This is a genomic window from Cellulomonas sp. zg-ZUI22 (genome assembly GCF_017353535.1).
GTDB lineage: Bacteria > Actinomycetota > Actinomycetes > Actinomycetales > Cellulomonadaceae > Cellulomonas > Cellulomonas wangleii.
The window spans coordinates 207,798-233,729 of the sequence record NZ_JAFMUZ010000002.1; the positions used below are offsets into that span (position 1 = coordinate 207,798).

Annotated in this window: 29 protein-coding genes, 3 tRNA genes, 1 other RNA gene and 1 riboswitch; of the genes, 16 read left to right on the plus strand and 17 right to left on the minus strand. The window is 74.9% G+C overall.

What is annotated here, in order from left to right; genetic code table 11:
• Positions 1-39: 39 nt before the first annotated feature.
• Both J1G43_RS08640 and J1G43_RS08645 read right to left on the minus strand, forming a co-directional pair.
• Complete coding sequence (locus J1G43_RS08640) at positions 40-834, minus strand: transglutaminase family protein (protein WP_207341082.1); 795 nt, start codon at positions 832-834, stop codon at positions 40-42.
• Between the two features lie 308 nt (positions 835-1,142).
• Positions 1,143-1,568, minus strand: coding sequence for a phage holin family protein (locus J1G43_RS08645; protein ID WP_207341083.1), 426 nt, complete (start codon positions 1,566-1,568; stop codon positions 1,143-1,145).
• Between the two features lie 119 nt (positions 1,569-1,687).
• Between J1G43_RS08645 and J1G43_RS08650 the strand changes: the two genes are divergently transcribed.
• Both J1G43_RS08650 and J1G43_RS08655 read left to right on the plus strand, forming a co-directional pair.
• Positions 1,688-1,984: a hypothetical protein gene (locus J1G43_RS08650; RefSeq protein WP_207341084.1), complete on the plus strand. Its 297-nt coding sequence runs from the start codon at positions 1,688-1,690 to the stop codon at positions 1,982-1,984.
• Positions 1,981-2,544, plus strand: a complete 564-nt coding sequence (locus tag J1G43_RS08655) for a YfcE family phosphodiesterase (protein ID WP_307859529.1) — start codon at positions 1,981-1,983, stop codon at positions 2,542-2,544. The genes J1G43_RS08650 and J1G43_RS08655 overlap by 4 nt, the downstream gene beginning before the upstream one ends.
• A 24-nt stretch (positions 2,545-2,568) precedes the next feature.
• On the opposite strand, the gene J1G43_RS08660 is transcribed toward J1G43_RS08655, so the two are convergent.
• The 5 genes from J1G43_RS08660 to J1G43_RS08680 all read right to left on the minus strand — a co-directional run bounded on the left by J1G43_RS08660 (position 2,569) and on the right by J1G43_RS08680 (position 4,856).
• A tRNA-Asn gene (locus J1G43_RS08660) sits at positions 2,569-2,641 on the minus strand.
• Between the two features lie 69 nt (positions 2,642-2,710).
• Positions 2,711-3,217 carry a hypothetical protein gene (locus tag J1G43_RS08665; protein WP_207341085.1) on the minus strand — a complete coding sequence of 169 codons (507 nt, stop codon included), beginning with the start codon at positions 3,215-3,217 and terminating at the stop codon, positions 2,711-2,713.
• 4 nt (positions 3,218-3,221) lie between these two features.
• Entirely contained in the window at positions 3,222-3,959 is a 738-nt protein-coding gene (locus J1G43_RS08670) for a phosphatase PAP2 family protein (protein WP_207341086.1), read from the minus strand.
• 20 nt (positions 3,960-3,979) lie between these two features.
• Positions 3,980-4,720, minus strand: a complete 741-nt coding sequence (locus J1G43_RS08675; RefSeq protein ID WP_207378331.1) for a phosphatase PAP2 family protein — start codon at positions 4,718-4,720, stop codon at positions 3,980-3,982.
• Positions 4,721-4,782: 62 nt separating this feature from the next.
• A tRNA-Ile gene (locus J1G43_RS08680) sits at positions 4,783-4,856 on the minus strand.
• 155 nt (positions 4,857-5,011) lie between these two features.
• Here J1G43_RS08680 and J1G43_RS08685 point away from each other — a divergent pair.
• The 4 genes from J1G43_RS08685 to J1G43_RS08700 all read left to right on the plus strand — a co-directional run bounded on the left by J1G43_RS08685 (position 5,012) and on the right by J1G43_RS08700 (position 7,482).
• Positions 5,012-5,794 (plus strand): DUF1206 domain-containing protein, encoded by a 783-nt coding sequence (locus tag J1G43_RS08685; protein WP_207341088.1) that lies wholly within the window; start codon positions 5,012-5,014, stop codon positions 5,792-5,794.
• 79 nt (positions 5,795-5,873) lie between these two features.
• Positions 5,874-5,948: riboswitch (cyclic di-GMP riboswitch) on the plus strand.
• A 19-nt stretch (positions 5,949-5,967) separates the two neighbouring features.
• A complete protein-coding gene (locus J1G43_RS08690) occupies positions 5,968-6,192 on the plus strand; it encodes a BldC family transcriptional regulator (RefSeq protein ID WP_089799585.1) in 225 nt (74 codons plus the stop codon).
• A 151-nt stretch (positions 6,193-6,343) separates the two neighbouring features.
• Positions 6,344-6,832, plus strand: coding sequence for a peptide deformylase (gene def / locus J1G43_RS08695; RefSeq protein WP_207341089.1), 489 nt, complete (start codon positions 6,344-6,346; stop codon positions 6,830-6,832).
• Between the two features lie 149 nt (positions 6,833-6,981).
• The gene (locus J1G43_RS08700) at positions 6,982-7,482 is read left to right on the plus strand and encodes a DUF3145 domain-containing protein (RefSeq protein WP_207341090.1); all 501 of its coding nucleotides are present in this window, start codon (positions 6,982-6,984) and stop codon (positions 7,480-7,482) included.
• 122 nt (positions 7,483-7,604) lie between these two features.
• On the opposite strand, the gene J1G43_RS08705 is transcribed toward J1G43_RS08700, so the two are convergent.
• The 5 genes from J1G43_RS08705 to J1G43_RS08725 all read right to left on the minus strand — a co-directional run bounded on the left by J1G43_RS08705 (position 7,605) and on the right by J1G43_RS08725 (position 12,587).
• Entirely contained in the window at positions 7,605-8,849 is a 1,245-nt protein-coding gene (locus tag J1G43_RS08705; RefSeq protein WP_207341091.1) for a beta-ketoacyl synthase, read from the minus strand.
• Positions 8,850-8,932: 83 nt separating this feature from the next.
• Entirely contained in the window at positions 8,933-9,181 is a 249-nt protein-coding gene (locus J1G43_RS08710) for an acyl carrier protein (RefSeq protein WP_089799580.1), read from the minus strand.
• Between the two features lie 68 nt (positions 9,182-9,249).
• The gene (locus tag J1G43_RS08715) at positions 9,250-10,254 is read right to left on the minus strand and encodes a beta-ketoacyl-ACP synthase III (RefSeq protein WP_207341092.1); all 1,005 of its coding nucleotides are present in this window, start codon (positions 10,252-10,254) and stop codon (positions 9,250-9,252) included.
• Positions 10,251-11,228, minus strand: coding sequence for an ACP S-malonyltransferase (locus J1G43_RS08720; protein ID WP_207370550.1), 978 nt, complete (start codon positions 11,226-11,228; stop codon positions 10,251-10,253). Before J1G43_RS08720 ends, J1G43_RS08715 begins: the two co-directional genes overlap by 4 nt.
• A gap of 114 nt (positions 11,229-11,342) precedes the next feature.
• On the minus strand, positions 11,343-12,587 hold the full coding sequence (locus tag J1G43_RS08725; protein WP_207378332.1) for a CdaR family transcriptional regulator: 1,245 nt from the start codon (positions 12,585-12,587) through the stop codon (positions 11,343-11,345).
• Positions 12,588-12,701: 114 nt separating this feature from the next.
• On the opposite strand from J1G43_RS08725, the gene J1G43_RS08730 reads away from it, so the two are divergent.
• Entirely contained in the window at positions 12,702-13,388 is a 687-nt protein-coding gene (locus tag J1G43_RS08730) for a hypothetical protein (RefSeq protein ID WP_207341095.1), read from the plus strand.
• A 100-nt stretch (positions 13,389-13,488) separates the two neighbouring features.
• On the opposite strand, the gene aceE is transcribed toward J1G43_RS08730, so the two are convergent.
• Positions 13,489-16,233 carry a pyruvate dehydrogenase (acetyl-transferring), homodimeric type gene (gene aceE, locus J1G43_RS08735; RefSeq protein ID WP_207341096.1) on the minus strand — a complete coding sequence of 915 codons (2,745 nt, stop codon included), beginning with the start codon at positions 16,231-16,233 and terminating at the stop codon, positions 13,489-13,491.
• Positions 16,234-16,536: 303 nt separating this feature from the next.
• Here aceE and J1G43_RS08740 point away from each other — a divergent pair, with 303 nt between their 5' ends.
• On the plus strand, positions 16,537-16,959 hold the full coding sequence (locus J1G43_RS08740) for a DUF3052 domain-containing protein (protein WP_207341097.1): 423 nt from the start codon (positions 16,537-16,539) through the stop codon (positions 16,957-16,959).
• Positions 16,956-17,429, plus strand: a complete 474-nt coding sequence (locus J1G43_RS08745) for a peroxiredoxin (RefSeq protein ID WP_207341098.1) — start codon at positions 16,956-16,958, stop codon at positions 17,427-17,429. Before J1G43_RS08740 ends, J1G43_RS08745 begins: the two co-directional genes overlap by 4 nt.
• Positions 17,430-17,492: 63 nt before the next feature.
• Here J1G43_RS08745 and J1G43_RS08750 read toward each other — a convergent pair.
• A tRNA-Val gene (locus J1G43_RS08750) sits at positions 17,493-17,566 on the minus strand.
• Between the two features lie 98 nt (positions 17,567-17,664).
• On the opposite strand from J1G43_RS08750, the gene J1G43_RS08755 reads away from it, so the two are divergent.
• Genes J1G43_RS08755 through J1G43_RS08770 form a run of 4 tightly spaced genes read left to right on the plus strand, consistent with a single transcriptional unit; the run spans position 17,665 to position 21,545 of the window.
• Positions 17,665-18,714, plus strand: a complete 1,050-nt coding sequence (locus tag J1G43_RS08755; protein WP_207341099.1) for a zinc-dependent alcohol dehydrogenase family protein — start codon at positions 17,665-17,667, stop codon at positions 18,712-18,714.
• Positions 18,711-19,898 (plus strand): Nif3-like dinuclear metal center hexameric protein, encoded by a 1,188-nt coding sequence (locus tag J1G43_RS08760; RefSeq protein WP_207370546.1) that lies wholly within the window; start codon positions 18,711-18,713, stop codon positions 19,896-19,898. Before J1G43_RS08755 ends, J1G43_RS08760 begins: the two co-directional genes overlap by 4 nt.
• A complete protein-coding gene (locus tag J1G43_RS08765; RefSeq protein ID WP_207341101.1) occupies positions 19,895-20,632 on the plus strand; it encodes a zinc ribbon domain-containing protein in 738 nt (245 codons plus the stop codon). Before J1G43_RS08760 ends, J1G43_RS08765 begins: the two co-directional genes overlap by 4 nt.
• Positions 20,633-20,690: 58 nt before the next feature.
• Positions 20,691-21,545, plus strand: coding sequence for a histidine phosphatase family protein (locus tag J1G43_RS08770; RefSeq protein ID WP_307859530.1), 855 nt, complete (start codon positions 20,691-20,693; stop codon positions 21,543-21,545).
• Between the two features lie 20 nt (positions 21,546-21,565).
• On the opposite strand, the gene J1G43_RS08775 is transcribed toward J1G43_RS08770, so the two are convergent.
• Positions 21,566-22,348 carry a YaaA family protein gene (locus J1G43_RS08775; RefSeq protein WP_207370545.1) on the minus strand — a complete coding sequence of 261 codons (783 nt, stop codon included), beginning with the start codon at positions 22,346-22,348 and terminating at the stop codon, positions 21,566-21,568.
• 52 nt (positions 22,349-22,400) lie between these two features.
• Between J1G43_RS08775 and J1G43_RS08780 the strand changes: the two genes are divergently transcribed.
• The 3 genes from J1G43_RS08780 to J1G43_RS08790 all read left to right on the plus strand — a co-directional run bounded on the left by J1G43_RS08780 (position 22,401) and on the right by J1G43_RS08790 (position 23,903).
• Positions 22,401-22,784, plus strand: coding sequence for a tautomerase family protein (locus tag J1G43_RS08780; RefSeq protein WP_207341103.1), 384 nt, complete (start codon positions 22,401-22,403; stop codon positions 22,782-22,784).
• Positions 22,785-22,807: 23 nt separating this feature from the next.
• An RNA gene (gene rnpB, locus J1G43_RS08785) (RNase P RNA component class A) lies at positions 22,808-23,198 on the plus strand.
• 105 nt (positions 23,199-23,303) lie between these two features.
• Positions 23,304-23,903 carry a PilZ domain-containing protein gene (locus J1G43_RS08790; RefSeq protein ID WP_207341104.1) on the plus strand — a complete coding sequence of 200 codons (600 nt, stop codon included), beginning with the start codon at positions 23,304-23,306 and terminating at the stop codon, positions 23,901-23,903.
• Positions 23,904-23,922: 19 nt separating this feature from the next.
• On the opposite strand, the gene J1G43_RS08795 is transcribed toward J1G43_RS08790, so the two are convergent.
• Both J1G43_RS08795 and J1G43_RS08800 read right to left on the minus strand, forming a co-directional pair.
• On the minus strand, positions 23,923-25,227 hold the full coding sequence (locus J1G43_RS08795) for a HAMP domain-containing sensor histidine kinase (protein WP_207370544.1): 1,305 nt from the start codon (positions 25,225-25,227) through the stop codon (positions 23,923-23,925).
• Complete coding sequence (locus J1G43_RS08800) at positions 25,224-25,892, minus strand: response regulator transcription factor (protein ID WP_207341106.1); 669 nt, start codon at positions 25,890-25,892, stop codon at positions 25,224-25,226. Before J1G43_RS08800 ends, J1G43_RS08795 begins: the two co-directional genes overlap by 4 nt.
• Between the last annotated feature and the right edge of the window lie 40 nt (positions 25,893-25,932).

Genomic DNA, 25,932 nt, shown 5'->3' on the forward strand with positions numbered 1-25,932 from the left:
GCGCGGTCCTGGCGCCCGTGCGGTGGTGCTGCCCGGTGCTCAGCGCAGCGCGACGAGCCCCGTGCCGTCGTCGACGACGCGCGTGTCCGTGACCGCGGTGACCGTCAGGGCGCGCAGGCGCAGGCTGCCGCCGTAGTACGACAGGAACGCCGTGTCGGTGGCGTCGCGGCCGGTCGCGATGCGCAGCAGGGACTCCCGCGGCGCCAGCCCTGTCGCGTCCACGACGTACCACGCGCCGTCGACGTACGCCTCGGCGACCGCGTGGAAGTCCATCGGCTTGAGGCCGGGCGCGTACACCGACGCGAGCCGCGTGGGCACGTCGCACGCGCGCAGCAGCGCGACGACGAGGTGCGCGAAGTCGCGGCAGACGCCGCGGCGCTTGAGGAGGGTGTCCGTCGCGCCGTCGGTCGGCAGGCTGGAGCCCGACAGGTACGTGACGTGCCGGCTCACCCACGTCACGACGGCGTCCAGCAGGTCGGTGCCGGCCAGCCCGCGGAACTGGTCGCGCGCGAACGCCAGCAGCCGGTCGGAGTCGGCATAGCGGCTGGGCCTGCGGTACTCGACCAGGTCGACGTCCTCGACCGGCGGCGTCGACGCCTGCCCCGTGACGGTGGCCTGGTAGTCCACGACCACGCGGCCGGCGGGCGCCAGGACGCGGTGCACCCGGCCGCCGTGCGCGGTCTTGATCTCCTGCACCTCGAGCGGGTCGTCGTCCGACCGTGCCATCAGCGACTCGGTGCGGTCGTGCGGGCCCTCGGCCACGGCCACGGCCAGGAGCAGCTCGAGCGGCGCGTGGACGTCGAGCGAGAGGTGGGCGGCCACGGAGCGCAGCACGACGACGCATCCTTCCCCGGCCAGACGGGCCGGACGACGGGTGGAGACAGGGGGACGGGAGAGGGGTCGACGGCGTCTCCGGACCCTGCCGGGGGACGGTCGGCGGGCGCCCGGAGGAGGGCACGGCGAAGCGGGGGCGATGCGGGGGTGAGGTCCCGTGACGAGCGGGGCCGAGGCAAGTGTGAGGCCCGCGGGGGCGTTCGTCCAGCCCCGGCGTGCAGCCCTGTGGAACCGCAGGTCAGGACGCTGATCGGGGCGTCGTGGCGACCCGCGTGGACCGGCCGTGCGCCCGGCTGTGCGCCTGGCCCTCAGCGGGGCTCGGCCTCGGTGCCCGCGGGCGTCGTCGCCGACCGCCTGCCGCCGGCGCCGCGACCCCGGGGGAGCACCAGCGGCAGGGCCACCGCCGCCAGGGCGGTGGCGGCCCACACCACCAGCGTCGCGAGAGCCCAGGCCCCTGCCCCGACGATCCGCAGACCGTCCGTGAGGACCGAGGCGAGCACGAGGGCGAGGAACGTCGAGACCAGTCCCGCACCGCCGAGGAACGCGGGGGCGTACCGCGTGCTCAGGCGCGTCACCAGCGGGGTGAGCAGCGACTGCGCGAGCGCGAACACCACCACCGCGACGACGAACCCGGAGGCCCGCAGCGTCATGTCGGGGACCACGGCCGCGGCGACCAGCAGGCCGATCGCGGCCGAGCCGAGGAGGATCAGCGTGCGCAGGGCGAGCCGGGCCATGGGTTCACGCTAGGCCCGCCGCACCCGCGCGGCGCGGCAGGACGTGTGGTGGCGGCACGCGGCCCGTGCGAGGCTGACGGCGCGCCGCGCGAGGCCCCGCGGCGCAGGAGGGACGGGGGATGGTGCGACGACCGACCGGTGCCCAGGTGGCCGCCTCGAGCACGTGGGTCGACCCCGACGGCGTGCGACGCCCCGCCGGGGACGTGCACGCGTGGGTGGGCGGCACCAACCAGACGGTCTGCGGGCTCGCGCTGAGCCGCTCCTCGCTCGGGCGGTTCCCGCACGTCGCCTGGGTGGACGCGCTGCCCGAGGTCGGCCGCCACGCGGACGCGGTGCAGCACGTGTGCGAGCGCTGCCGTGCCGCCCTGCGCCCGCGGCGCGACGCGGTCGACCGCCGCGCGTTCCGACGCCCGTGAGCACCGACGCCGTGCGCGTGTGCGCCGTCGCCGACACGCACGTGCCGGTCCGCGCCCGGGACCTGTCCGTGGAGGTCTGGCAGGCCGTCGCCGCCGCCGACCTGGTGGTCCACGCGGGGGACTGGGTCTCCACCGACCTGCTCGACCGGTTCGAGGACCGCGCGGCCCGGCTGCTGGCCTGCCACGGCAACAACGACCCGCCCGCGCTGGTCGCGCGCGTGCCCGAGGTCGCGCGCGCCGAGGTGGCCGGCGTCCGCCTCGGCGTCGTCCACGAGACCGGCGCCGCGGCCGGGCGCGAGCGCCGCTGCGACAACCGGTTCGACGACCTGGACCTGCTCGTGTTCGGCCACAGCCACGTGCCGTGGGACTCCGTGACGCCGCGGGGTCTGCGCCTGCTGAACCCGGGGTCGCCGACCGACCGGCGACGCATGCCGCGCTGCACCTACCTGACGTTCACGCTGCGCGCGGGCCGGGTGGCGGACGTCGTGCTGCACGAGCTGCCGCTGCGCCTGCCGGCACGTCCGCGCCCCGGCAGCACGAAGGCCTCCGACCCGCGGTGACGCGGGGCGGAGGCCTCGATGATGCTCCCCCGACTGGACTCGAACCAGTAACCCTTCGATTAACAGTCGAATGCTCTGCCAATTGAGCTACGGGGGATCGTGCGGGGAAAACCCTAGCAGGCTCCGGGGGGTGCGGCCGACACGGCGGGCGTGGGCCGTGGTCCCGTCAGGGCGCGAGACCGGCCTCCGCCCGGACCCGGGCCTCGGCGTCGGCCAGCCGGCGCACCATGGCGGGGTCGGCCAGGTCGACCGCGGCGTCACCGATCACCTGCGTGAACAGGTCGCCGTGCTCGTCCCGGCGCAGCGCGACCCGGACCGTGGTGGCGCCCACCGGCACGTGCTCGACGTGCACGACCGACTGCTGGACGCGCTCGCGGAACGTCTGCACGAGGTCCCACGCGTCCACGTCGGACGCGAGCACGAGGTCGGTGCGCGCGCCGTTGACCCAGTGCACCGTCAGCGTGCGGCTCTCGGCGTCGAGGGCACCGCGGTCGACGTCCGCCCAGGGCGTGCGCGCGGCTCCGGACGGGCCCACGACGTGCAGGGCGCGGCGCGTCGCCACGGCCCACCGGCCGTCGTCGAGCGGGGTCGAGGCGAGGATCGCGTCCGACCGGAGGTCGAGAGCGCGTCGCAGGTCGTCGGGCAGCCGGCGTCGCCGGGAGAACAGGGCCACGTGGTCACGGTAGTCGTGCGGGAGCGTGCTCCCGCACCGTTGCCTCGTCCGCGCCCGTCACCGGGGTGCGACGCAGGTAGTTCCACGCGATGACGGCGCAGGTGGCGCCGTTGAGCGCGCCCACCAGGACGTCGCTGAGCGAGTGCATGCCGCGGTAGGCCCGCGCCACCCCGACCGCCACCGGCACGAGCACGCACAGCAGCGTCAGCGCCCAGCGGGCGACGGGGTGGCGCACGCGCTGGGCCTGGAAGGCCAGCGTCAGGTAGAAGGCCGTCGCGGCGCCGGTGTGCCCGCTGGGGAAGCTCGAGGTCGGCGGTGCGTGGTCCAGCTGCTCGACCTCGGGCCGCTCCCGCCCGACGACCAGGGCCGACGTGAGGAAGATCACCGCCTGCACGGCCACGGCCAGGCCGGGCACGACCGCGTACCACCACTGCCGCGTCCGCCACCACGTCAGCGCGATCGCCAGGAGGCACGCGCCGATGAGGAACTCCGTCTGCCCGATCGCCGACAGCACCGTGGTGACCGCGTCCAGCGCGGGGGTGCGCTGCTCCACGAACCACGTGTTGACGCCCGCCTCCGCCGGCAACCCGCCCAGCGGACCCGTGACGAGCAGACCGAGGCCCACGACGACGCACCACAGCACGGCTGCGGGCACCAGCACGCGCCGGGCGAGGTCGCGCCGCACCTCACGGCCGTCGGGTCGTGTGCTGTCCGTCTCGTAGCGGTGCCAGAAGGCGTTCACAGGTCCTCCGGGGACGGGGCTCACGAGGAGCCGGGAGCGGGGTGCGGGATGTCGCGAGCGGCGTCGTGCGTGGCCTCGTCCTCCGTGCCGGTGCCGGTGCCGTGCGGGGTCGGGCCACGGCGCCACCCCACGTACGACGCGCCCGCCACGGCGAGGCCCAGCAGGACGCCTGCGACCACGTCCGACGGGTGGTGCACGCCGAGGAGCACGCGGTCCGCGGCCGTCAGCACCACGAGCACGCCGCCGGTCAGCGGCACCACGACGCGGCCCCGGCGCCCCAGGACGGGCCACAGCAGCAGGGTCAGCGTGACGGCCACGAGGGTCGTGTTCGCCGCGTGACCCGAGGGGAAGCTCGAGCCGGGGGCGTGGGCGACCGCGTCCTCGATGACGGGCCGCGTGCGCTGCACGATCCCCTTGGCCACGAGCTGCAGGAGCCAGCCCACGGCCACGGTCGCCGCCGCCCACCACACGCGCTCGCGCAGCCGGTGCCGACGCCACGCCCACACGCACACGGCCGGCACGAGCAGCAGGTTCAGCCACCGCGCGGCGAACAGCTCCTGCCAGACGACGAGCACGGTGCGCAGACCGTCCGACGCGCGGGTCAGGTCGGTCGCCGCCCGCACCACGGCGTGGTCGACGCGCACGACCGTGCCCGACTCCCCACGCACGGCGACGGCGAGGGCCACGACGGGCAGCACCACCACCGTGCCGAGCACCGCGGCGCGCACCAGGTCCCGGCGACGGGTCGGGGCGGTCGGCATGGCGAGGACAGTAGGGGTGCGCGGAAGTCCCCGCACGTGGAGGGCGCGACCCGGTCCGACGGTGGGCCAGGTGGGGCTTGAACCCACGACCGACGGATTATGAGTCCGCTGCTCTGACCGACTGAGCTACTGGCCCGCGCCCGCAGCCTACCGACGGCGCGGCGGGCGCCGACGATGTGGGGCGCGACGTGGCCGCCCTCGCCAGCGGATGCCGACGGCGCACGGCACTGCCACCATCACCCCGGGCGCCGACGCACGTCGGCCGGTGGGGGCCCGCGTCGAGGAGGTGACATGACCACGGTCGCGACAGGATCCCGCCAGGGGGCGTGGGAGCTGGGGGCACGGGCGGGCTACGCGGCCTCCGGCCTGGTGCACGTGCTGATCGGTGTGCTGGCGGTGCAGCTGGCCTTCGGGTCCTCCGCCGGGAGCGCCGACCAGTCCGGGGCCTTCGAGAAGATCGCGTCCTCCCCGTTCGGGGCGGTGGTGCTGTGGTTCACGTGCGTGGCGTTCCTGGCGCTCGGCGCCTGGTACGCGGCCGCGGCCATCAGCGGCGCCGCGGGCGGGACGTCGGAGCGGGCGAAGGCCGGCGGCAAGGCCGCGGTGTACGTCGCTCTCGGCGTCACCGCGTTCGCCTTCGCGCGCGGGTCGGGCTCCGGCAGCGGCAGCCAGACGTCGAGCGTGACGGGCGAGCTCATGCAGGCGCCGGGCGGCCGGCTGCTCGTCGGCGCTGTCGGCGTCGGCATCGTGGCCGTGGGTGCCTACCACGTGCACAAGGGCCTGACGAAGAAGTTCCTCGAGGACCTGCGGCGGCTGCCTGCCGGGACCACGGGACGGGTGGCGCGCCAGGCGGGCGTCGTCGGCTACACCGCGAAGGGCGTCGCGCTGGGCATCGTGGGCGTGCTGTTCGTCGTGGCCGCCGCGGACGCCAACCCGCAGGAGGCGACCGGCCTGGACGGGGCGCTGGTGGCGCTGCGCGACGCGCCGGGTGGTCCGGTGCTGCTCCTGCTGGTCGCCGTGGGCCTGATCGCGTTCGGGGCGTACTGCGGCATCCGGGCACGGTTCGGGCGCCTCTGACTTTTCACCCGCTCCGGACAGATCAGGCACGGCGGCGGTTGTTGCACAGTTGTCCAGATTGGGGCATAGTCGTTCACGTCAGCGACAACGGCAAACCCGCCGCAAGGTGGGGACGCAAAGCCACGGGGCCCACAGGGCCAGCCGAGCTACCGAACGATGAAGGAGAACCAGTCATGGCTGTTCACACGCCTGCCAACGAGGCCCCGCTCACGCAGGGCAGCCTGCTCACCCCGGGCGAGGTCGCGGTGCTGTTCCGGGTCGACCCGAAGACCGTGACCCGCTGGGCCCAGGCCGGCAAGCTCTCCGCGGTCCGCACCCTCGGCGGCCACCGCCGTTTCCACGAGGCGGAGGTCCGGCAGCTCCTGACGGGCGTCCCGCAGCAGCGCGCGGGGGAGTGACCCGAGGGGCCGTCGACGACGACGCACCCACGACACCGACGCCGGTGGCGACCTGATCGCCACCGGCGTCGTGCTGCGTCCGGCCGGTGCAGCACGCACCGCCCCGCGGGCGAAGGGCCGATGCGCCCGCGGGACGTGAAAGGATCAGGACATGGCCCTGCGTGAGATCCGCATCGTCGGCGACCCCGTGCTGCGCACCCCGTGCGACCCGATCACCACGATCGACGACCGGGTCCGCTCGCTCGTCGAGGACCTGCTCGAGACCGTCGACATGGAGGGGCGTGCCGGCCTGGCCGCCAACCAGATCGGCGTCGGCCTGCGGGCGTTCTCGTGGAACATCGACGACGAGATCGGCTACGTGCTGAACCCCGTCATCGTCGAGCTGTCCGAGGACGAGTACCAGGACGGCGACGAGGGCTGCCTGTCGGTGCCGGGGCTGTGGTTCCCGACGCACCGGGCCTGGTACGCCCGCGTGGTGGGCACGGACCTCGACGGCCGGGAGGTCGTGGTCGAGGGCACCGAGCTCATGGCGCGCTGCCTGCAGCACGAGGTCGACCACCTCGACGGCATGCTGTACCTGGACCGGCTCGAGCGCTCCGTGCGCAAGAAGGCGATGCGGGCCATCCGCGAGCAGCTCTGAGACGTCCCGCGCGTCCGCTGGACCTGCGGCGACGCATGGGGCATCCTGTGCCGTGCACGCCGCGTGCGCTGCATCCGTGCTGATGACGTTCCCGACACGGGGCGAGGTCGTTGGGGAAGGCGACCCTCGAGCCCAACCGGGAGGACGACATGGCCGGTGCCATCACCCGCGGTGTACTTTTCGTGCACTCCGCGCCGCGCGCGCTGTGCCCCCACGTCGAGTGGGCGGCAGGCAACGCGCTGGGCGCGCGCGTCAGCCTGGACTGGACGCAGCAGCCCGCCGGGCCGAGCTTCTACCGCGCGGAGCTGTCGTGGCAGGCGGCACCGGGCACCGGAGCCCGCCTGGCGTCCGCGCTGCGCGGCTGGGCGCACCTGCGCTACGAGGTCACCGAGGAGCCGAGCGCCGGCGTCGACGGGTCGCGCTGGAGCCACACGCCCGAGCTCGGCATCTTCCACGCCGCCACCGACGTGCACGGCAACGTCGTGATCCCCGAGGACCGGATCCGCGCGGCGCTCGAGCACGCCGCCGAACCCGAGCGGCTGCGTGCCGAGCTCGACCTGGCCCTCGGGCAGGCGTGGGACGACGAGCTCGAGCCGTTCCGCTACGCGGGCGCCGGCGCGCCCGTGCGGTGGCTGCACCGCGTCGGCTGACGCACCGACCGGTCGCACGACGGCGCCCGCACCCGGAGAGGGGAGCGGGCGCCGTCGTGCGACCGGGCAGGTGCGCGGTGATGGCCCGCCCGGAGGCCCGCGGACGGCGCCGCAGGCCCGCGTCAGGCGGAGGTGACCACCAGGGCGACGTTGTGACCGCCGAACCCGAACGAGTTGTTGATGGCGGCGACGGGACCGGCGGGCAGTGCGCGCGGGGTGTCGCGCACGAGGTCGAGCACCAGCTCCGGGTCGGGGTTCGCGACGTTGATCGTCGGCGGCGCCTGGCGGTCGTGCACCGCGAGGACGGTGAAGATCGTCTCGAGCGCACCGGCGCCGCCGAGCAGGTGCCCGGTCATCGACTTGGTCGCCGAGAGCGCCACGTGGTCGGCGTCGTCGCCCAGCACACCGCGGATGGAGCGGGCCTCGATGAGGTCGCCCACGACCGTCGACGTCGCGTGCGCGTTGACGTGGGTCACGTCGGCGGCTGCCACGCCGGAGTCGGCCAGGGCGGCGCGCATCGCGCGGACCTGCCCGTCGCCGGACGGCTCGGGCGACGTCAGGTGGTAGCCGTCGGCCGACAGGCCGACGCCGCCGATCCGTGCGTACACGCGGGCACCGCGCGCCGCGGCGTGCGCGGCGGACTCCAGCACCACGATGCCGGCGCCCTCGCCGATGACGAAGCCGTCGCGGTCGACGTCGTACGGGCGCGACGCCCCCGCGGGGTCGTCGTTCCGTGTCGACAGGGTGCGTGACGCCGCGAACGCGGCGATGGGCATGGGGTGGATCGTGGCCTCGGTGCCGCCCGCGACCACCACGTCGGCACGTCCGTCGCGGATCATCTGCACGGCGTACCCGATGGCCTCCGCACCGGACGCGCACGCCGAGACGAGCGCGTGCGCGCCGGCACGGGCACCGAGCTCCAGCGAGACGTACGCGACGGGCGAGTTCGGCATGAGCATGGGCACGGTCATGGGCAGGACCCGGCGACCGCCCTTCTCCCGCAGCGTGTCCCACGCGTCCAGGGTCGTCCAGATGCCGCCGATGCCCGAGGACACCACGGCGCCGAGGCGGTCGCCGTCGACCTCGGGGGAGCCCGCGTCCGCCCACGCCTCGCGCGTGGCGATGACCGCGTACTGCGCGGAGGGGTCCATCCGCTTGAGCTCGGGCCGGGGGAGCACCTGGTCCGCGGGGACCTTGACCATCGCCCCGAAGTTCACGGCGATGTCGTAGCGCTCGGCCCAGTCGTTCTCGAACGTGGCCGCGCCGGACTCACCGGCCAGCGCCGCCCGCCACGTGCTGGGGACGTCACCGCCGAGCGGCGTGGTGGCGCCCAGGCCGGTGACGACGACCTCGGGGACGGTGCTCATGGGGTTCTCCTTGGGTCAGGCGGGCGGTGCGCACGGCCGCAGGCCGGCGCACCGCCCGGGTGCCGCGGGTGCGGCGCGCAGGCTCAGGCCTGGGCGCCGGCGATGAAGCTCACGGCGTCGCCCACGGTGGCGAGGTTCTTGACCTCGTCGTCGGGGATCTGGACGTCGAACTTCTCCTCCGCGAGCGTGACGATCGTCATCATCGACAGCGAGTCGATGTCGAGGTCGTCGGTGAAGGACTTCTCGGGCAGGACGGAGTCGGTCGGCAGGCCGGTCTCCTCGCTGACGATCTCGGCCAGTCCGGCCAGGATCTCCTGCTCGCTGTGCGCCATCGTGTCTCCTCGTGTCGGGTGGTGCTGGGACGTGCTGAACGGTACAGGCGCGGTCCGCGCCGACCGGGTCAGGGCAGGACGACGACCTGGGCCGCGTAGACGAGGCCGGCGCCGAAGCCGATCTGCAGCGCGAGCGCGCCGGAGCCGACCTGCCCCTCGCGCAGCAGGCGCTCCGTGGCCAGGGGGATCGACGCGGCGGACGTGTTGCCGGTGTCGGCGATGTCCCGTCCCACGACGACGCTCTCGGGCAGCCGCAGCTGCTTGATGAGCTGGTCGATGATCCGCATGTTGGCCTGGTGCGGGACGAACGCCTCGATGTCCTGCGGGGAGACGCCGGCGGCGTCCATCGCCTTCTGGGCGACGGGGGCCATCTGCCAGACGGCCCACTTGAAGACCGACTGGCCCTCCTGGCGCAGGGTCGGCCACCCGGCGCCCTCGTCGCGGGTCGCGAGCCACGAGTGGGTCTGGCGGATCGCCTGCGCCTGGCTGCCGTCCGAGCCCCACACCGTGGGGCCGATCCCGGGCGTGTCGGACGGGCCGACGACGACGGCGCCCGCACCGTCGCCGAGCAGGAAGGAGATGGACCGGTCCGTCGGGTCGACGAACTCGCTCATCTTCTCCGCGCCGATCACCAGGACGTGGCGGGCCGTCCCGGCACGCACCAGGGCATCGGCCTGACCGATGCCGTAGCAGTACCCCGCGCAGGCTGCCGAGATGTCGTACGCCGCGGCCGGCGTGGCGCCGATGCGGTCGGCCAGGATGGCGGCCCCGGCGGGCGTCTGGTGGAAGTACGTCACCGTGGACAGGATGACGACGTCGATGTCCGCGCCGGTCAACCCGGCGTGCTCCAGCGCGGCGCGGGCGGCGCCCTCCGCCAGGTCGAGGACGTCGGTGCCTTCACCGGCGCGGCGCCGCGTCACGATGCCCGTGCGCTGGCGGATCCACTCGTCGGACGACTCGATGGGGCCGACGAGGTCGTCGTTGGGGACCACGCGCTCGCCGCGCACCGCGCCGAGCCCGAGGATGCGGGTGTGCGCGGGCCCGGTGGCCTGCGTGAGGGTCGGACGGGTCACGGCTGGCTCTCCTGGGGGGTCAGGGCGGTACCGGCGTGCCGACGGACGAGGTCGCGTGCGGCGTCGAGGTCGGCGGGGGACTTCAGGGCGAGGGTCTCGACGCCCGGCAGCGTACGACGCGCCAGGCCGGTCAGGACGCCGCCGGGGGCCACCTCGAGGAGCGCGGTCACACCCAGGTCGACGAGCGTCGCCTGGCACAGGTCCCACCGGACGGGGCGGGCGACCTGGGCCACGAGGCGGGCCACGGCGTCCGCGCCGTCCCGCACGACGGCGCCGTCGCCGTTGCCGAGCAGCGTCACGACCGGGTCGCGGGGGGTGACGTGCGCGGCGGCGGCCGCCAGCTCCTCGACCGCGGGCGCCATGGCGTCGGTGTGGAAGGCGCCCGCCACCTGCAACGGGACGACGCGGGCACGCGTCGGAGGCGCGTCGCCCAGCGCTGCCAGGGCGTCGAGCGGCCCTGCCGCGACGACCTGCCCGGCCCCGTTGACGTTGGCCGGCACGAGCCCGAGCTCCGCGAGCCGTGCGAGCACCTCCTCCGGGTCGCCGCCCAGGACCGCGCGCATGCCGGTGGGCGACGCGGCGGCGGCGCGGGCCATGGCGGCGCCACGCACGGCGACCAGGCGCAGGGCCTCGTCGTCGGTCAGGACGCCGGCGACGGCGGCGGCCGCGAGCTCACCCACGGAGTGCCCGGCGACGACGTCGACGGTGCCGCGGGCGGCCGTGGGCAGCGCGGTTCCCGCGGGGGCACCGAGCACGGCCCGCAGGGTGGCCAGGGCGGTGGCCACCAGCAGCGGCTGGGCGACCGCGGTGTCCCGGATGGTCTCGGCGTCCGACGTCGTGCCGTGCGCGAGCAGGTCGGTCCCGGTGACCTCGCTCGCGCGGTGCAGGGCGTCGACGAAGCCGTCGACCTCCGTCCACGGGGCGAGCATGCCGGGGGACTGGGCACCCTGGCCGGGGCAGGCGACGACGAGCACGTGACCACTGTGCCGTGCCCGCACGACCCCGCCCGGTCGCGCCACGCACCAACCTCGCGACCCAGCGTTGTCGGACCCGTACAAAGGTCCCGTCGCGGTGCGGCGACCTGCCGGTCAGCCCGCCGCGCCGTCGAGCCTGCCGACGGCCAGTGCCGTCTGCAGCACGTACGACTCGCGTGCGTCGAGCGGGTCCCAGCCCGTGACGTCGGCCACACGCCGCAACCGGTACCGGACGGTGTTGGGGTGCACGTACAGCGATCGGGCGGCGGCCTCCAGCGACCGGCCCCCGCCCAGGTAGGCCGACAGCGTCTCGAGCAGGGACCCCTGGCTCGCCGCCAGCGGGGCGTAGGCCCGCTCGACGAGCGCCCGGCGGGCCTCGGCGTCCCCGACGAGGACCCGCTCGGGCAGCAGGTCGTCGGCGTGCACCGGCCGTGGCGCCTGTTCCCAGCCGGCGGCCGCGGCGAGCCCCGCGAGGGCGGCACGCGCCGAGCGCGTGGCCTCGGCCAGCCCGGTGGCCGTGGGACCCACGACGACGGGCCCGGGCCCGAAGCGCGGCAGCAGCGACATCGCGGCGGCACGCAGGTCGCCCTCGCCGCCCAGGAAGACGACCAGGCGGTCCCCGAGGATGCCGACCAGCGCGTCGTCCGCCGCACGCCGGGTCGCCCGGCGCAGGTCCGCGGCCCGGACCTCGTCCATGTGGGCCGTCGTGGTGCCCACGACGACGAGCGTCGCGCCGCGACCGCTCCAGCCCAGGGCGGACACGCGCGAGCGCAGCGCGTCGTCGGCGTCGCCGCGCACCAGCGCGTCCACGACCAGCGCCTCGAGGCGGGCGTCCCAGGCGCCGCGCACCTCGGCGGCGCGCGCGTAGACCTCCGCCGCGGAGAACGCCACCTCCCGCGAGTACCGCAGCACGGCCTCACGCAGCTCGCGCTCCGCGCCCGGGGCGGCCAGCCGGTCGGAGTGCGTCTCGACGACGTCGACGACCACCCGGACCAGCTGGAGGGTGTGCTGGAGCGAGATCGAGCGCGTCAGCTCGGGCGGGGCGGTGGCGAAGATCTCACCGACGCCGTGCGGGGGCTGCGTCGGGTCGGCGTACCAGGTGACGAACGCGGTGATGCCCGCCTGTGCGACCAGGTTGACCCAGGACCGGTCCTCGGCCGGCAGCGCGCGGTACCACGAGAGGTCGGCGTCCAGCCGACGCATGGCCGCGGCCGCGAGCAGACCTGTGCCCTCGCGCACGCGCCGCTGCGTCTCGCTCTGGTCCGCGGGCGTACTGGGGGCGGCGGTGCCGCCGTCGGGGACGGGGGGAACGGTGCGACGGGGCGCACGCGCCGCCGGCGTCCGGGGAGACGTCGCCATGGCGCGAGCATAGGGGCGCTGTTGTGGGAAGTCGACAAATGTCCGGCAGCGTCGCACGCACCCGTGAGGGTCCTCGGGAAGGTGCGGCGCGGGCTGACCGGATAGGGTCTCGGCATGGCTCTTCTGCCCCGCCTGCGACAGCTCATGAGGCGACCCTCCTCGGCCTCCACGGTCGGGGCGCGTCGCCCGACGAAGGCCTCGCGACGCGGCGACACGCTCCACGAGGACGCGCTGCGGTCCATGCTGAGCGACGACCCGAACAACGAGCGCGCCTTCCAGGCCCTCGCCGAGATCGTGCGTCGCCGGGCCGCGGAGTCCGTCCCCGAGCAGGACCCGCTGACCGCGCCGAACGTCGAGCACGAGCGGCAGCACGCCGCCGACCTGGCCGTGTGGTCGCTCGGCGAGGAGCTCGCCGGCAACCCGCGCGCCTGGTTCCCGCTGATCGAGGTCGCACGGCTCTCCGTGCGCGACGACCACGAGGGGACGATCCGCCGGCTGACGACCGCCGCGGAGCGCGACCCCTCCGGTCAGGCGCTGACGCAGGCGCTGGCCCTGCTCACGGACGCCGGGCAGCCCGTCGAGGCGCTCAACCTCGGGGTCGGTCACTGGCGGCCGCGCGAGCACGTCCCCGACGTCGCCCGCGAGCTCGTCCGGGCCGCGATCGCCGCCGACCGCCCGCTCGAGGCCAAGCAGCACCTGACGTCGCTGGACCTGTACCCGGACCAGCCGACCGTCTCCGGGCTGAAGGCCGAGCTGGCGCAGGAGATCGCGCGCGCACAGCAGTCCATCCCCGGCACCTGACGCGCCGGGTCGCCCCGGCACGCCGTCCACCGCGCACCACCCACGAACGCACGAACGCCCCCGGCCGCAGGGCCGGGGGCGTTCGTCGTGCGGCGTGGCGTCAGGAGTCGCCACCCGTGTTGCCGGACGTGCCGGCGGTGACGTCGTGCAGGCGGTACCGCTCGATCGCCTGCGCCGGCAGGGACGGGTCGACCTTGCCCTCGAGCACCAGCTGCTGCAGCACCCGCACCACCGTCGACGGACCGTCGATCTTGAAGTGCCGACGTGCCGCCGCGCGGGTGTCGGAGAACCCGAAGCCGTCGGCGCCCAGGGTGGCGTAGCGACCCGGGATCCACGCCCGCACCTGGTCGGGCACGAGGTGGTCGTAGTCCGTCGTGGCGACGAACGGGCCCTCTGCGCCCTGGAGCTTGGCGGTCAGGTACGGGGTACGCACCTCGTCGCCCGGGTTGAGGAAGGCGTGCTGCTCGGCGGCCAGCGCGTCGCGTCGCAGCTCGTTCCAGCTGGTCACCGACCAGACCGCGGCGCGCACGCCCCAGTCCTCGGCCAGCAGGTGCCGGGCCTCGAGCGCCCACGGCACCGCGACCCCGGACGCGAGGATCTGGGCGCGCGGCCCGTCACCCTCGGCCGGTGCGATGAGGTGGATGCCCTTGAGGATGCCCTCGACGTCGACGCCCTCGGGCTCCGCCGGCTGCACCATCGGCTCGTTGTAGACCGTCAGGTAGTAGATGACGTCCTGGTCGCGACCGTCGGGCTCGCCGTACATCCGCTGGATGCCGTCGCGCACGATGTGCCGGATCTCGTACCCGTAGGCCGGGTCGTAGTGCACGACGTGGGACATGGTGCCCGCCAGCAGCGGCGAGTGGCCGTCGGCGTGCTGCAGGCCCTCGCCCGTCAGCGTCGTGCGGCCCGCCGTGGCGCCGATGAGGAAGCCGCGCGCCATCTGGTCGCCGGCCGCCCAGAACTGGTCGCCGGTGCGCTGGAACCCGAACATCGAGTAGTAGAAGTAGAACGGGATCAGCGGCTCGCCGTGCGTCGCGTACGACGTGCCCACCGACTGGAACGCGGCCGCGGAACCGGCCTCGTTGATGCCGGTGTGCATGATCTGCCCGGCCTCGGACTCCTTGTAGCTCAGCATGAGCTCGCGGTCCACGGCCATGTAGTTCTGGCCGTTGGTGTTGAAGATCTTCGCGCTCGGGAAGATCGAGTCCAGGCCGAACGTGCGGGCCTCGTCCGGGATGATCGGCACCAGGCGGTGGCCGAACTCCTTGTCCTTGACGAGGTCCTTGAACAGGCGCACGAGCGCCATCGTCGTGGCGACCTCCTGCGTGCCCGAGCCCTTGGCCAGGCTCTCGTACGTCTTGTCGCCCGGCAGCGTCAGCTTGGTGTGCGCGCTGCGCCGCTCGGGGACGAACCCGCCCAGCTGCCGGCGCCGCTCGAGCATGTACTTGATCGCGTCGTCCTCGGGCCCCGGGTTGTAGTACGGGGGCAGGTAGGGGTTCTCCTCGAGCTGCTCGTCCGTGATCGGGATGTGCAGCGAGTCGCGCAGGGTCTTGAGCTCCTCGACCTTGAGCTTCTTCATCTGGTGCGTCGCGTTGCGCCCTGCGAAGCCCGAGCCCAGCCCGTAGCCCTTGATCGTGTGCGCGAGGATCACCGTCGGCTGACCGGTGTGCTCACGGGCGGCCTTGTACGCCGCGTAGAGCTTGCGGTAGTCGTGCCCACCGCGCTTGAGGGCCCAGATCTCGTCGTCCGTCATCTTCTCGACCAGCGCCTTGGTGCGCGGGTCGCGGCCGAAGAAGTGCTCACGGATGAACGCGCCGCTCTCGGCGCGGTACGTCTGGAAGTCACCGTCGGGCGTGGTGTTCATCAGGTGGACCAGGGCGCGGTCCTTGTCGGCGTTGAGCAGGACGTCCCACTCGCGGCCCCAGATGACCTTGATGACGTTCCAGCCGGCACCGCGGAACTGCGCCTCGAGCTCCTGGATGATCTTGCCGTTGCCGCGCACCGGGCCGTCGAGCCGCTGCAGGTTGCAGTTGACGACGAAGGTGAGGTTGTCCAGGCCCTGCTGGGCAGCGTGCTGGAGCATGCCGCGGGACTCGGGCTCGTCCATCTCGCCGTCGCCGAGGAACGCCCAGACGTCCTGCTGGCTCGTGTCCTTGATCCCGCGGTTGTGCAGGTACTTGTTCGTCCACGCCTGGTAGATCGCGGACGCCGGGCCCAGGCCCATGGAGACCGTGGGGAACTCCCACAGCTCGGGTGCCAGGCGCGGGTGCGGGTAGGACGGCAGGCCGCCGCCGGGGTGCGACAGCTCCTGGCGGAAGCCGTCGAGCTGGTGCTCGGACAGCCGGCCCTCGAGGAAGGCGCGGGCGTACACACCGGGGGAGGCGTGGCCCTGGAAGTAGACCTGGTCGCCGCCGCCGGGGTGGTCCTTGCCGCGGAAGAAGTGGTTGAGGCCCACTTCGGTGAGGGTCGCGACGGACGCGTACGACGAGATGTGCCCGCCGACCGCCACGCCGGGGCGCTGCGCACGCGTCACCATGACGGCCGCGTTCCAGCGGATCCACGAGCGGTAGCGGCGCTCGATGACCTCGTCACCGGGGAAGTACGGCTCGTTGTGCACCGCGATCGTGTTGACGTACGGCGTGTTCAGCGACGCGGGGATCGCCACGTTGCGCTGACGGGCGTGCCGCAGCATGCTCATCAGCACGTAGCGGGCCCGCGGGCCGCCCTTCTCCTCGATCAGTCCGTCGAGGGACTCGACCCACTCACCGGTCTCCTCCGGGTCGATGTCGGGGACCTGGCTGAGCAGGCCGCCGATCAGGGGGCCCGTCTCGTCGATGGAAGCCACCGGTGCTCCTTCGCGTCTCGTGCGCGCCCGGCGCCTGGTGGCGCCCTCGGCACGCTGCGTTGCCCGCATCCGGCGCACCGCGTCGTGCGCGGGGTGCGGTTGCGGGTAGTCGCACCATTCTCGGTCCGACGGGCACAGAAAGTCACACCGTGACCGCTCCGTGGGGGCGTGACGTCCGTGACACGCCCGGGCGGACTGCCACTTGCCAGAGCCGCCGGGCCTGCGGTGGGCTAACGTGTGCCGACATCGACAGGTGGGTCCGCGGACATTGCGGCGCACCGGGGGAGAAGGGAACCGGCCGACGTGTCATCCACCGCGGACGACTCCGCGACGCAGGCTGTCGCCCGGCTCGGCTTCACAGCCGGGCAGGTGATCCAGGAGCTGGGCTACGACGACGACGTCGACAACGACGTCCGCGCGGGGCTCGAGGCCCTGACGGGGACGGAGCTCGTCGACGAGGACTACGACGACGTCACCGACGGTGCGGTCATCTGGTTCCGCCAGGAGGACGGGGACCTGACGGACGCCCTGGTGGACGCGATGACCGTGCTCGACGACAGCGGTCCCATCTGGGTGTTCAGCCCCAAGGCGGGCCGGCGCGGCCACGTGTCGCACTCGGACATCGAGGAGGCCGCGAACACCTCGGGCCTGCACGCGATGACGACCTTCGCGATCGGACCGGACTGGTCCGCCACCCGGCTGGCCACGCGCGGTCGCGGCAAGTGAGCAACGCGAGCGCCCCCGCGGTCGGGGCGCCCGCCCCGGACCTGGCGCTGCCGGACACGCACGGCACGCCGGTCACCCTGGCGCAGCTGCGCGGCACGCCGGCAGCGATCGTGTTCTTCCCGTTCGCGTTCTCGGGCATCTGCACCGGTGAGCTCTGCGAGCTGCGCGACAACATCGCGGCGTTCGACGCCGCCGGCGTGCGGCTGCTCGCCGTGTCCTGCGACCCGATGTTCACCCTGCGGGCGTGGGCGGAGCAGGAGGGGTTCACCTTCGACCTGCTCTCCGACTTCTGGCCGCACGGCGCCGCCGCCCGCGCGTACGGCGTCTTCGACGACGCCACGGGGCACGCGCTGCGCGGCTCGTTCCTCGTCGACGCCGACGGGGTGCTGCGCTGGAGCGTGGTGAATCCGCGCGGGCAGGCGCGGCCGCTGGCGGCGTACCGCGAGGCGCTGGCGGCGCTGGCCAGCTGACGGGCGGAGCCGCCGCGGCGTCCGACGCACCGATCGTCCGACGCACCGGGCCGTCGACGTGGGTGGGCCCGGCCGGTCTCGAACCGGCGACCTCCGCGGTGTAAGCGCGGCGCTCTGACCAACTGAGCTACAGGCCCCTGCGGTCGGCCAGCCTACCGGCGGCCGGGGGTTCTGCTGCACGTCGCGGCGTGGGTGCGTGGGCGCTCGCACGACGGCGCGCCGTAGGCTCGACGTCGTGCGAGCCACCGTCATCCACGGCCCCCGCGACGTGCGCGTCGAGCAGGTGCCGGACCCCGTGATCCACCGTCCCACCGACGCCGTCGTCCGCGTCGTCGCCGCGTGCGTGTGCGGCTCCGACCTGTGGGCGTACCGGGGGGTGCGACCGACCCGCGCCCCCCACCGCACCGGCCACGAGTTCGTCGGCGTGGTCGAGGAGGTGGGCGCCGACGTGCGCCGCGTCCGGGTCGGCGACTTCGTCGTCGCGCCGTTCTCGATCTGCGACAACACCTGCGCGCACTGCCGCAACGGCGTGCACACCTCGTGCGAGCAGGTCGCGTGGTGGGGCTCGCCCGACCACGACGGCCTGCCCACCGACGGCGGGCAGGGTGAGCACGTCCGGGTCCCGCTGGCCGACGGCACGCTCGTCGTCACCCCCGAGCACCCCGACGCCGCCCTGCTGCCCCACGTGCTGACGCTCACGGACGTGCTGGGCACCGGGCACCACGCCGCGCTGGCGGCCGGTGTGCACGCCGGCTCCAGCGTGGCCGTGGTGGGCGACGGGGCCGTCGGCCTCTGCGGGATCATCGCGGCGCGCCGCCTCGGCGCCGAGCGCGTCGTCGCGATGTCGCGCAACCCGGCCCGGCAGGCGCTGGCGCGGCGCTTCGGCGCGACCGACGTCGTCGAGGAGCGCGGCGACGAGGGTGCCGCGGCGGTGCTCGACCTGCTCGGCGGCGTGGGTCCGGACGGCGTGCTGGAGTGCGTCGGCACCAAGGAGTCGATGGCGCAGGCGCTGGCCACCGTGCGACCCGGCGGACGGGTCGGCTTCGTCGGGGTGCCCGCGGGCGGCCCGGAGCTGTCGGTCCAGACGATGTTCGGCGGCAACAAGGGCGTGGTCGGGGGGGTGGCCCCCGTGCGCGGCTACATCGAGGGCCTGCTGCCCGACGTCTGGGCGGGGACGATCGAGCCCGGCCTCGTCTTCGACGCGACGTTCGCGCTCGACCACGTCGCGGACGCCTACCGCGCGATGGACGAGCGCACCTGCACGAAGGCGCTGGTGCTGCCGTGACCGCGACGCTCGCGGACGTCGTCGCCGCGCTGGACCGGCGGTACCCGCCGGGCACCGCCGAGCAGTGGGACCGGGTGGGCCTGGCCGCCGGCGACCCCGACGCGCCCGTGCGTCGCGTGCTCCTCGCGGTCGACCCCGTCGCGGCCGTCGTGGACGAGGCGCTCGCGTGGGAGGCGGACCTGCTGGTCACGCACCACCCGCTGCTGCTGCGCCCGGTGCACTCGGTGGCCGCGACCACCTTCAAGGGCGCGCTCCTGCACCGGCTCGTGCGGGGCGGCTGCGGGCTGTACACGGCGCACACCAACGCCGACGCGGCGCACGGCGGCGTCGCCGAGGCGCTGGCCGACGCGATCGGCCTGGTGGGCACCGAACCGCTGGTGCCCGCCGACGCGCCGGCGCTCGACAAGCACGTCGTCATGGTCCCGGTCGACGACGCCGATCGGCTCGTGGACGCGCTCGCCGGCGCGGGCGCCGGGCACGTGGGTGCCTACGAGCGCTGCGCGTGGACGACCACCGGCGAGGGCACGTTCACGCCCCTACCGGGTGCCACGCCGGCCCTGGGCACCGTGGGGCGCCGCGAGACGGTCGCCGAGGCGCGCGTCGAGATGGTCGCGCCACGCCACCGGCGGGCCGCGGTCGTCGCCGCGATGCGCGCCGCGCACCCGTACGAGGAGCCCGCGTTCGACGTCCTGGAGCTCGCGACGCTCCCGGGGGCCACGGGCCTCGGACGCGTCGGGACGCTGCCCGCACCGCAGCCGCTGCACGCGTTCGCCGCCGCCGTGGCCCGTGCCGTGCCCGCCACGGCGCAGGGCGTGCGGTACGCGGGGGACCCCGACATGCCGGTGCGCCGGGTGGCGGTGCTCGGGGGCTCCGGCGACTCGCTGTTCGACGCGGTGCGCGCCGCGGACGTCGACGCGTACGTCACTGCCGACCTGCGGCACCACCCCGCCTCGGAGCAGCAGGAGCGGGCGGCCTTCGACGCGCGCGGCGGCGCCCCGCGCCCCGCGCTGGTCGACCTGGCCCACTCCGCGTCCGAGTGGCTGTGGCTGCCCCGCGCGGCGCAGGCGCTGCGCGACGACCTGGCGGCCGCGGGCACTACGGTGGAGACCCGCGTCAGCACGCGGCGCACCGACCCGTGGACGGGTCACGTGCCGCAGACGTCCCCGCCGGAAGGAACCACGTGAGCAGCGCCCCCGCCGCCGACCAGCGCCGACTCCTCGACGTCCAGGAGCTCGACACCCGACTCGCCCAGCTCGCGCACAAGCGGCGCAGCCTGCCTGCGCTCGCCCGCCTCGTCGAGCTCGACTCCCGCCTCGCGGACCTCGAGACCGCGCTGGTGACGTCCCGCACCGCGGCGTCGGACCTGCGCACGGAGGTGGCCAAGGCCGAGGCCGACGTGGACCAGGTGCGCAGCCGGGCGAGGCGCGACCAGCAGCGGCTCGACGGGGGCCAGGTCGGCGCCAAGGACGCGCAGGCGCTCACCAGCGAGCTGGCGAGCCTCGCGGCCCGCCAGTCGCACCTGGAGGACGTGGAGCTCGAGGTGATGGAGCGGCTCGAGGCGCACGAGTCGGTGCTGCGCGACCTGGAGCAGGCGCGAGCGGCGCTGGTCGAGGACCGCGACCGGGTCGTTGCCGAGCGCGACGCGGGCTTCGCCGAGGTCGACGCGGAGGCCGCGCGGGTGCGCGCCGAGCGCGAGCGCACGGCCGACGGGCTCGACGGCGGGCTCGTCGCCCTCTACGAGCGGCTGCGCGGTCAGCTGGGCGGCAGCGGGGCCGCCGCGTTGCGCGGCAACCGGTGCGAGGGGTGCCGGCTCGAGCTCAACCCGCTCGACCTCGAGGCGATCCGTGCCCGGCCCGTCGACGCGGTGGTGCGGTGCGAGGAGTGCGGTCGGATCCTCGTGAGGCTCACGGACTCCTGACGGCGCGCGCGGGCGCGGTGCGCTGGACCGCCGGCCGTCCACGGCGAAGACTGCAGGCGTGACCAGCACACCGCCCCGCGACGACCGGCCCGCCGACGACCGCCACGCGGCGGACGCGCACGCCCCGGACCCCTCGTCGGCCGACCCCTCGCCCGCCGACGCGCTCGCGGCGTCAGCGGCGGACCCGGCGGGCTCGGGCGCGTCGGCGGCCCCCGGCACCCGGCGGCGGGCCGACCGCCCGTCCGGCAGCGTGCCGCGCTTCGACGACGACGAGCCGACGACCGTCGTGCTGGTGCGGCACGGGCAGACCACCATGACGGTCTCGCGCGGCTACTCGGGCTCGTCCGAGCCCGGACCGTCGCTGGACGAGCGCGGCCGGCTGCAGGCGGCCGCGGCGGCCGCACTGGTCCACCGAGTCGGCCGCGACCTGTGGGGCGACATCGACTACCCGTCCGAGATCGTCGCCTCGCCCATGGTCCGCACGCAGGAGACCGCGGCGGTCATGGCGGAGCGCCTCGGCCTGTCGGTCCGCACGGACGCGGCGTTCCGGGAGGCGCACTTCGGGCACTGGCAGGGGCTGACGTCCGAGCAGATCGAGGAGCGCTGGCCCGGCCGGCTCGAGCCGTGGCACACCACGGGGCGGTTGCGGCCCCCGGGCGGCGGTGAGTCCATCGAGGACGTCGGCGTGCGCCTGCGCGCGGGTCTGGACGCGCTGCGCGCGGGCGGCAGCCGGACCGTGGTCGTGGTCTCCCACGCCGTGGCGATCCGCGCGGCGCTCGGCGTGACCCTGGGCGCCGACCCCGGCACCTGGAGCCAGCTGCGCGTGGCGCCCGCCTCGGTGAGCATCATCCGGCTGTTCGGTGACCGCCGCGACGAGATCGCCGTGGCCGGGGCGCCCAGCGAGGGCTGGTGACGGACGTCAGGTGACGGCGGTCAGGTGACGACGAGGGAGAGCGTGCGGGCGCCGCGCCGCGGCAACGGGCCGAGCTCGACGGCGTGCAGCACGTCGCCCACCAGGGTGCTCGCGGCGTGCGCGAGCTCGTCGGCGTCACGCGGATCGCGGCCGCGGCGGGTCACCAGGTGGCGCGTCAGGACCCCGCGCGTGTGCTTGGCGTGGTGGGAGACGACGGAGCGCCGCCCGTCGACCTCGCGCAGCACGCGGACGTCGACCCAGCAGGCGCCGGCCGGCGGCGTCCAGGCGGCGCGGTAGGCGGCCGAGCGGCAGTCGACGACGAGCCCGCCGTCGGCGGCGTCCCCCAGCTCGACGCCCAGGGGACCGCGCCACGCGGCCGCCAGCGGCCCGATGCCGGGCAGGTCGGTGCCCATGGACAGGCGGTAGGCCGGGACGACGTCGTCGACCGTCAGCAGGCCCCACAGGGCCGAGACGACGCGCACGCTCTCGACGGCCCGCGCCCGCGCGGTGGGCGTCAGCGCGTCGAGCCCGGCGGCTCCGTAGAGCACACCGGTGTAGACCCGCGACGCGCGGGCAGCGGGTGCGCGGCGCAGGCCGACGTTGCGGGCGACCTCGTCGGCCAGCCCGGCGGACACGCCGAGGACGTCGCACGCGTCGGGTCGGCCGCTCACCGCCACCAGCGCGTCGAGCACCTTCTCGCGCACCGGCGTCAGGCCGCCGTGGGACAGGGCGTCCAGGTCCAGCGGGGGAGCGGTCGGGGGTGCGGGCGTCTTGCCCTCCGAGGGCGGCAGCAGCACGAGCACCGCACGAGGGTACGGTGGCCGCCTTCCAGTTCCCGCGTCCCGAGGGTGTGAGATGGCACAGGTCACGGTGTACGGGCGGCGCTCGGTGTGGGCCGACCGGCGGCGCGAGGTCTCGGACGCCGTCCACGGCGCGCTCGTGGGCGCGTGGGGGCTGCCCGCGGACAAGCGGTTCCACCGGTTCCTGCTGCTCGACGACGAGGACCTGGTCGCGCCGCGGGCCCCGGAGTACCTCGTCGTCGAGGTCGTCTGCTTCACGGGCCGCAGCCCGGCGGCGGTGCGGGCGCTGATCGCGGCCTTCTTCGACGACGTGGCACCCGCGCTCGGGCTGGCGCCCGACGACCTGGAGGTCGTGATCCTCGAGAGCCCGCCGACGCACTGGGGCATCCGCGGCGTCGCGGGCGACGAGTTGAGCCTGTCGTACCGCGTGGACGTGTGACGCGGGTAGGCTGACCACGCGGATGAGTCAGCCAGGCGGCCGCGTCGGGACCCTCGGGTCCCGCCGAGGAACGTCCGGGCTCCGTAGGGCAGGGTGGTGGGTAACGCCCACCCGGGGTGACCCGCGGGACAGTGCCACAGAGAACAGACCGCCACGACGGACCGGCTCGCCGGGACGACGGGGTAAGGGTGAAACGGTGGTGCAAGAGACCACCAGCGCACCGGGTGACCGGTGCGGCTCGGCAAACCCCACCCGGAGCAAGGCCAGACAGGGAGCGTTCGAGGGTTGCCCGCCCGAGCTCCCGGGTAGGCCGCTGGAGGCGTGCGGCAACGTACGTCGTAGATGGATGGTCGCCACCCGCGCGGGGGAGACCGCGCGCGGGGACAGAACCCGGCGTACCGGCTGACTCATCCGCACCACCACCCGCTCGGCGGTAGCCCGCCGCTGTCCCGTCCGCTTACAACTGGACGGTTGACCAGCGCGGGCTCCCGGCACCGCGCGCGACGTCCAGGGGGTGGCATGCACGAGCTGGCGGTCTGCACGCTGCGGACGAAGTCCGGTGACGTCGACGGGCACGTCGTGAGCTTCGACGCCGGCGTGCTGGTGCTCGAGGTCGACGACCCCGTGGAGGACAGGGAGATCGGTGACGCCGCCTCGGTCACGGTGCTGGACCCCGTGCGAGGGCTGTGCCGGTACGTGGGGCTGCTCGGTGGCACCAGCGGGACGGCGGTGCAGCTGGTCGTGCTGGAGCGCGGGGTGCCCGACCAGCGGCGCTCGGCGGCGCGTGCCCTCTACCGCACCGCGTGCACCGGCAAGGTCGAGAGCCCGTCGGGGGTCGCCGGCGTGAGCGTCACGGTCGTGGACATCAGTGCCTCCGGCGTGCGGTTCGTGACGTCTCGGTCGCTGAGCCGCGGCGACGTCGTGCGGTTCCCCATGCCTGCCGGTGACACGACCGTCGACCTCGCCGCGCGGGTGCTGCGCGTCGAGGAGGGGCAGCACGAGTGGCGCTACGGGTGCGAGCTGGTCGACCTCGACGACCGCACCCGCGAGACGCTCTTCCGCCTGGTGCTGTCGCTGCAGCGGGCGGCGGCCCGGGAGCGCAGCCTCGCCGCCTGGTGAGCCGGCGGACGGGTGGTGCTCATCGACCGACGGGCACCACGCTGCCGCCCCGCACCGCCCCGGCGTCCTGCGGCCCGCCGCCGGCGGCCGGCACGGTCCCGGCGCCGGGGAGCCGCACCGCGAACGTCGCACCCCGCCCGCGGTCGGTGACGGCGCGGATCGTGCCGCCGTGGCTCGTCACCACCTCGCGCAGCAGCGCGAGCCCGAGCCCGAAGCGCCGGTCGTCGGCTCCCGCGCCCCGGTGGAACCGGTCGAAGATGCGCTCGGCCTCCGCGGGGTCGACACCCGGTCCGGTGTCGCTCACCACCACCTCCACGACGCGGCCCTGCTCCACCGCACGCGCACCGACCGTGACGCGACCGCCCGGCGGGGTGTGCGACAACGCGTTGCTCAGGAGCTCGGCGACGACACGGCGCAGGGCGGACGCGACGCCGAGCACGTACGGCACGTCGTCCGTGAGCGCGACGACGCTCACCCCCTGCGCGGCGGCGCGCGCCGTGTCGTTCGCGACCGCCTCCTCGACCAGGGCGGCGAGGTCGACGTGGGTGCTGTCCGGGCGCGTCGTGGCCGTGTCCTGCGCGGCCGTGAGCCTGGCGGACAGGAGCAGCTCGTCGACGATCTCCCCGAGGCGCCGGGTCGTGACGACGAGCCGGTCGAGGTCGCCCGCCTGGGCGTCGTCGTCCGCGGCGCGGGCGCGGCGTTCGAGCAGCTGGGCGCGGGCGTGCACCTGGGCGATCGGCGTGCGCAGCTCGTGGCTGGCGTCGGCGACGAACCGCCGTTGCCGCTGCAGGGCCTCGGCCAGCGGGGCGACGGCGCGCCGTCCGACGACCACGCCGCTGACGACGGCCGCGAGTGCGCCCGCAGCGGCCGCGACGCCGAACGCGATGAGCAGGTGCCGGCGGTCGGCGAGCTGGAACCGGGCGTCGAAGACGGCCTGCACGACGTGGTCGCCCTGCTGCGCGGTGCGCACGAAGTAGACGGTCCCGTCCTGCACGACGCGGGTGTCCTGGGCCACGCCGGTCGCGTGCACCTCGCGCAGCGCGTCGGTGAGCGGGAAGCCGTCCGGCGGGGCGGCGACGCCGCTGTCCACGGCGGTGCCGTCGTACGTGATGATCCAGCTGCACGCGGGCGGGCCGGCGATGGTGCCGTGCTCGACGCCCCACGCGAGCTCGCCGTCGATCTGGCGCTCCTGGCTGTGCAGCAGCAGCCCGTACGAGATGGCCCCGGCCAGGGCGAGCAGCGCCGCGATGACGAGGCCGACGAGGGCACCGATGCGCAGGCGCGCCCGCCGCAGGACGCGGTCCTCGGTCGTCGGCGGGTTCACAGCGTGCCCAGGCGGTAGCCGGCGCCGCGGACCGTGCGCACCGCGTCGCGTCCGAGCTTGCGGCGCAGGTAGTACACGTAGGTGTCGACGATCGACGCGGCCTCGGTGTCCTGGAACACCACGCGGCGCAGCTCCGCGCGCGTGTGCACGCTGCGTGGACGCTCCGCGAGCGTGCGCAGGAGCGCGTGCTCACGCGTCGAGAGGTCGACGCACCGCCCGCCGGGCAGGACGACCTGCCGGGTCACGAGGTCGAGCGACGCCTCGCCGACCGGCAGGTGGGTGTCGGCCTCGTCGACACGGCGGCACAGCGCGCGGATGCGGGCGCTGAGCTCGTCGAGCTCGAACGGCTTGACGAGGTAGTCGTCGGCGCCGGCGTCGAGGCCGGCGACCCTGTCGGCCACCGTGCCCAGCGCGGTGAGCACCAGCGCCCGGGCGCCGACGGCGTGCGACCGTAGCCGCCGCAGTAGGTCCAGGCCGTCCACGGCGGGCAGCCGGCGGTCGACGACGAGGACGTCGTAGGGGCGGGTCAGGCCGAGGTGGAGCGCCCGGTGGCCGTCGCGCGCCTGGTCGACGAGGTACCCCTCGTCGGTCAGGGTCTCGGCCAGCATGTCGTTGAGCTCGCGGTCGTCCTCGACGACGAGGAGCCGGTGGGGTCGTCCTGACATGTCCTGACAATGGCACATCTGATGTGACTTGAGTAACACT

Coding starts and splice junctions, on each gene's coding strand:
- J1G43_RS08645 (WP_207341083.1), bottom strand. CDS start 1,568: ATGGCCCGGCTCGCCCTGCGCACGCTGATCCTCCTCGGCTCGGCCGCG.
- J1G43_RS08650 (WP_207341084.1), top strand. CDS start 1,688: ATGGTGCGACGACCGACCGGTGCCCAGGTGGCCGCCTCGAGCACGTGG.
- J1G43_RS08675 (WP_207378331.1), bottom strand. CDS start 4,720: ATGCCGACCGCCCCGACCCGTCGCCGGGACCTGGTGCGCGCCGCGGTG.
- J1G43_RS08685 (WP_207341088.1), top strand. CDS start 5,012: ATGACCACGGTCGCGACAGGATCCCGCCAGGGGGCGTGGGAGCTGGGG.
- J1G43_RS08690 (WP_089799585.1), top strand. CDS start 5,968: ATGGCTGTTCACACGCCTGCCAACGAGGCCCCGCTCACGCAGGGCAGC.
- def (WP_207341089.1), top strand. CDS start 6,344: ATGGCCCTGCGTGAGATCCGCATCGTCGGCGACCCCGTGCTGCGCACC.
- J1G43_RS08700 (WP_207341090.1), top strand. CDS start 6,982: ATGGCCGGTGCCATCACCCGCGGTGTACTTTTCGTGCACTCCGCGCCG.
- J1G43_RS08705 (WP_207341091.1), bottom strand. CDS start 8,849: ATGAGCACCGTCCCCGAGGTCGTCGTCACCGGCCTGGGCGCCACCACG.
- J1G43_RS08710 (WP_089799580.1), bottom strand. CDS start 9,181: ATGGCGCACAGCGAGCAGGAGATCCTGGCCGGACTGGCCGAGATCGTC.
- J1G43_RS08725 (WP_207378332.1), bottom strand. CDS start 12,587: ATGGCGACGTCTCCCCGGACGCCGGCGGCGCGTGCGCCCCGTCGCACC.
- J1G43_RS08730 (WP_207341095.1), top strand. CDS start 12,702: ATGGCTCTTCTGCCCCGCCTGCGACAGCTCATGAGGCGACCCTCCTCG.
- J1G43_RS08780 (WP_207341103.1), top strand. CDS start 22,401: ATGGCACAGGTCACGGTGTACGGGCGGCGCTCGGTGTGGGCCGACCGG.
- J1G43_RS08790 (WP_207341104.1), top strand. CDS start 23,304: ATGCACGAGCTGGCGGTCTGCACGCTGCGGACGAAGTCCGGTGACGTC.
- J1G43_RS08800 (WP_207341106.1), bottom strand. CDS start 25,892: ATGTCAGGACGACCCCACCGGCTCCTCGTCGTCGAGGACGACCGCGAG.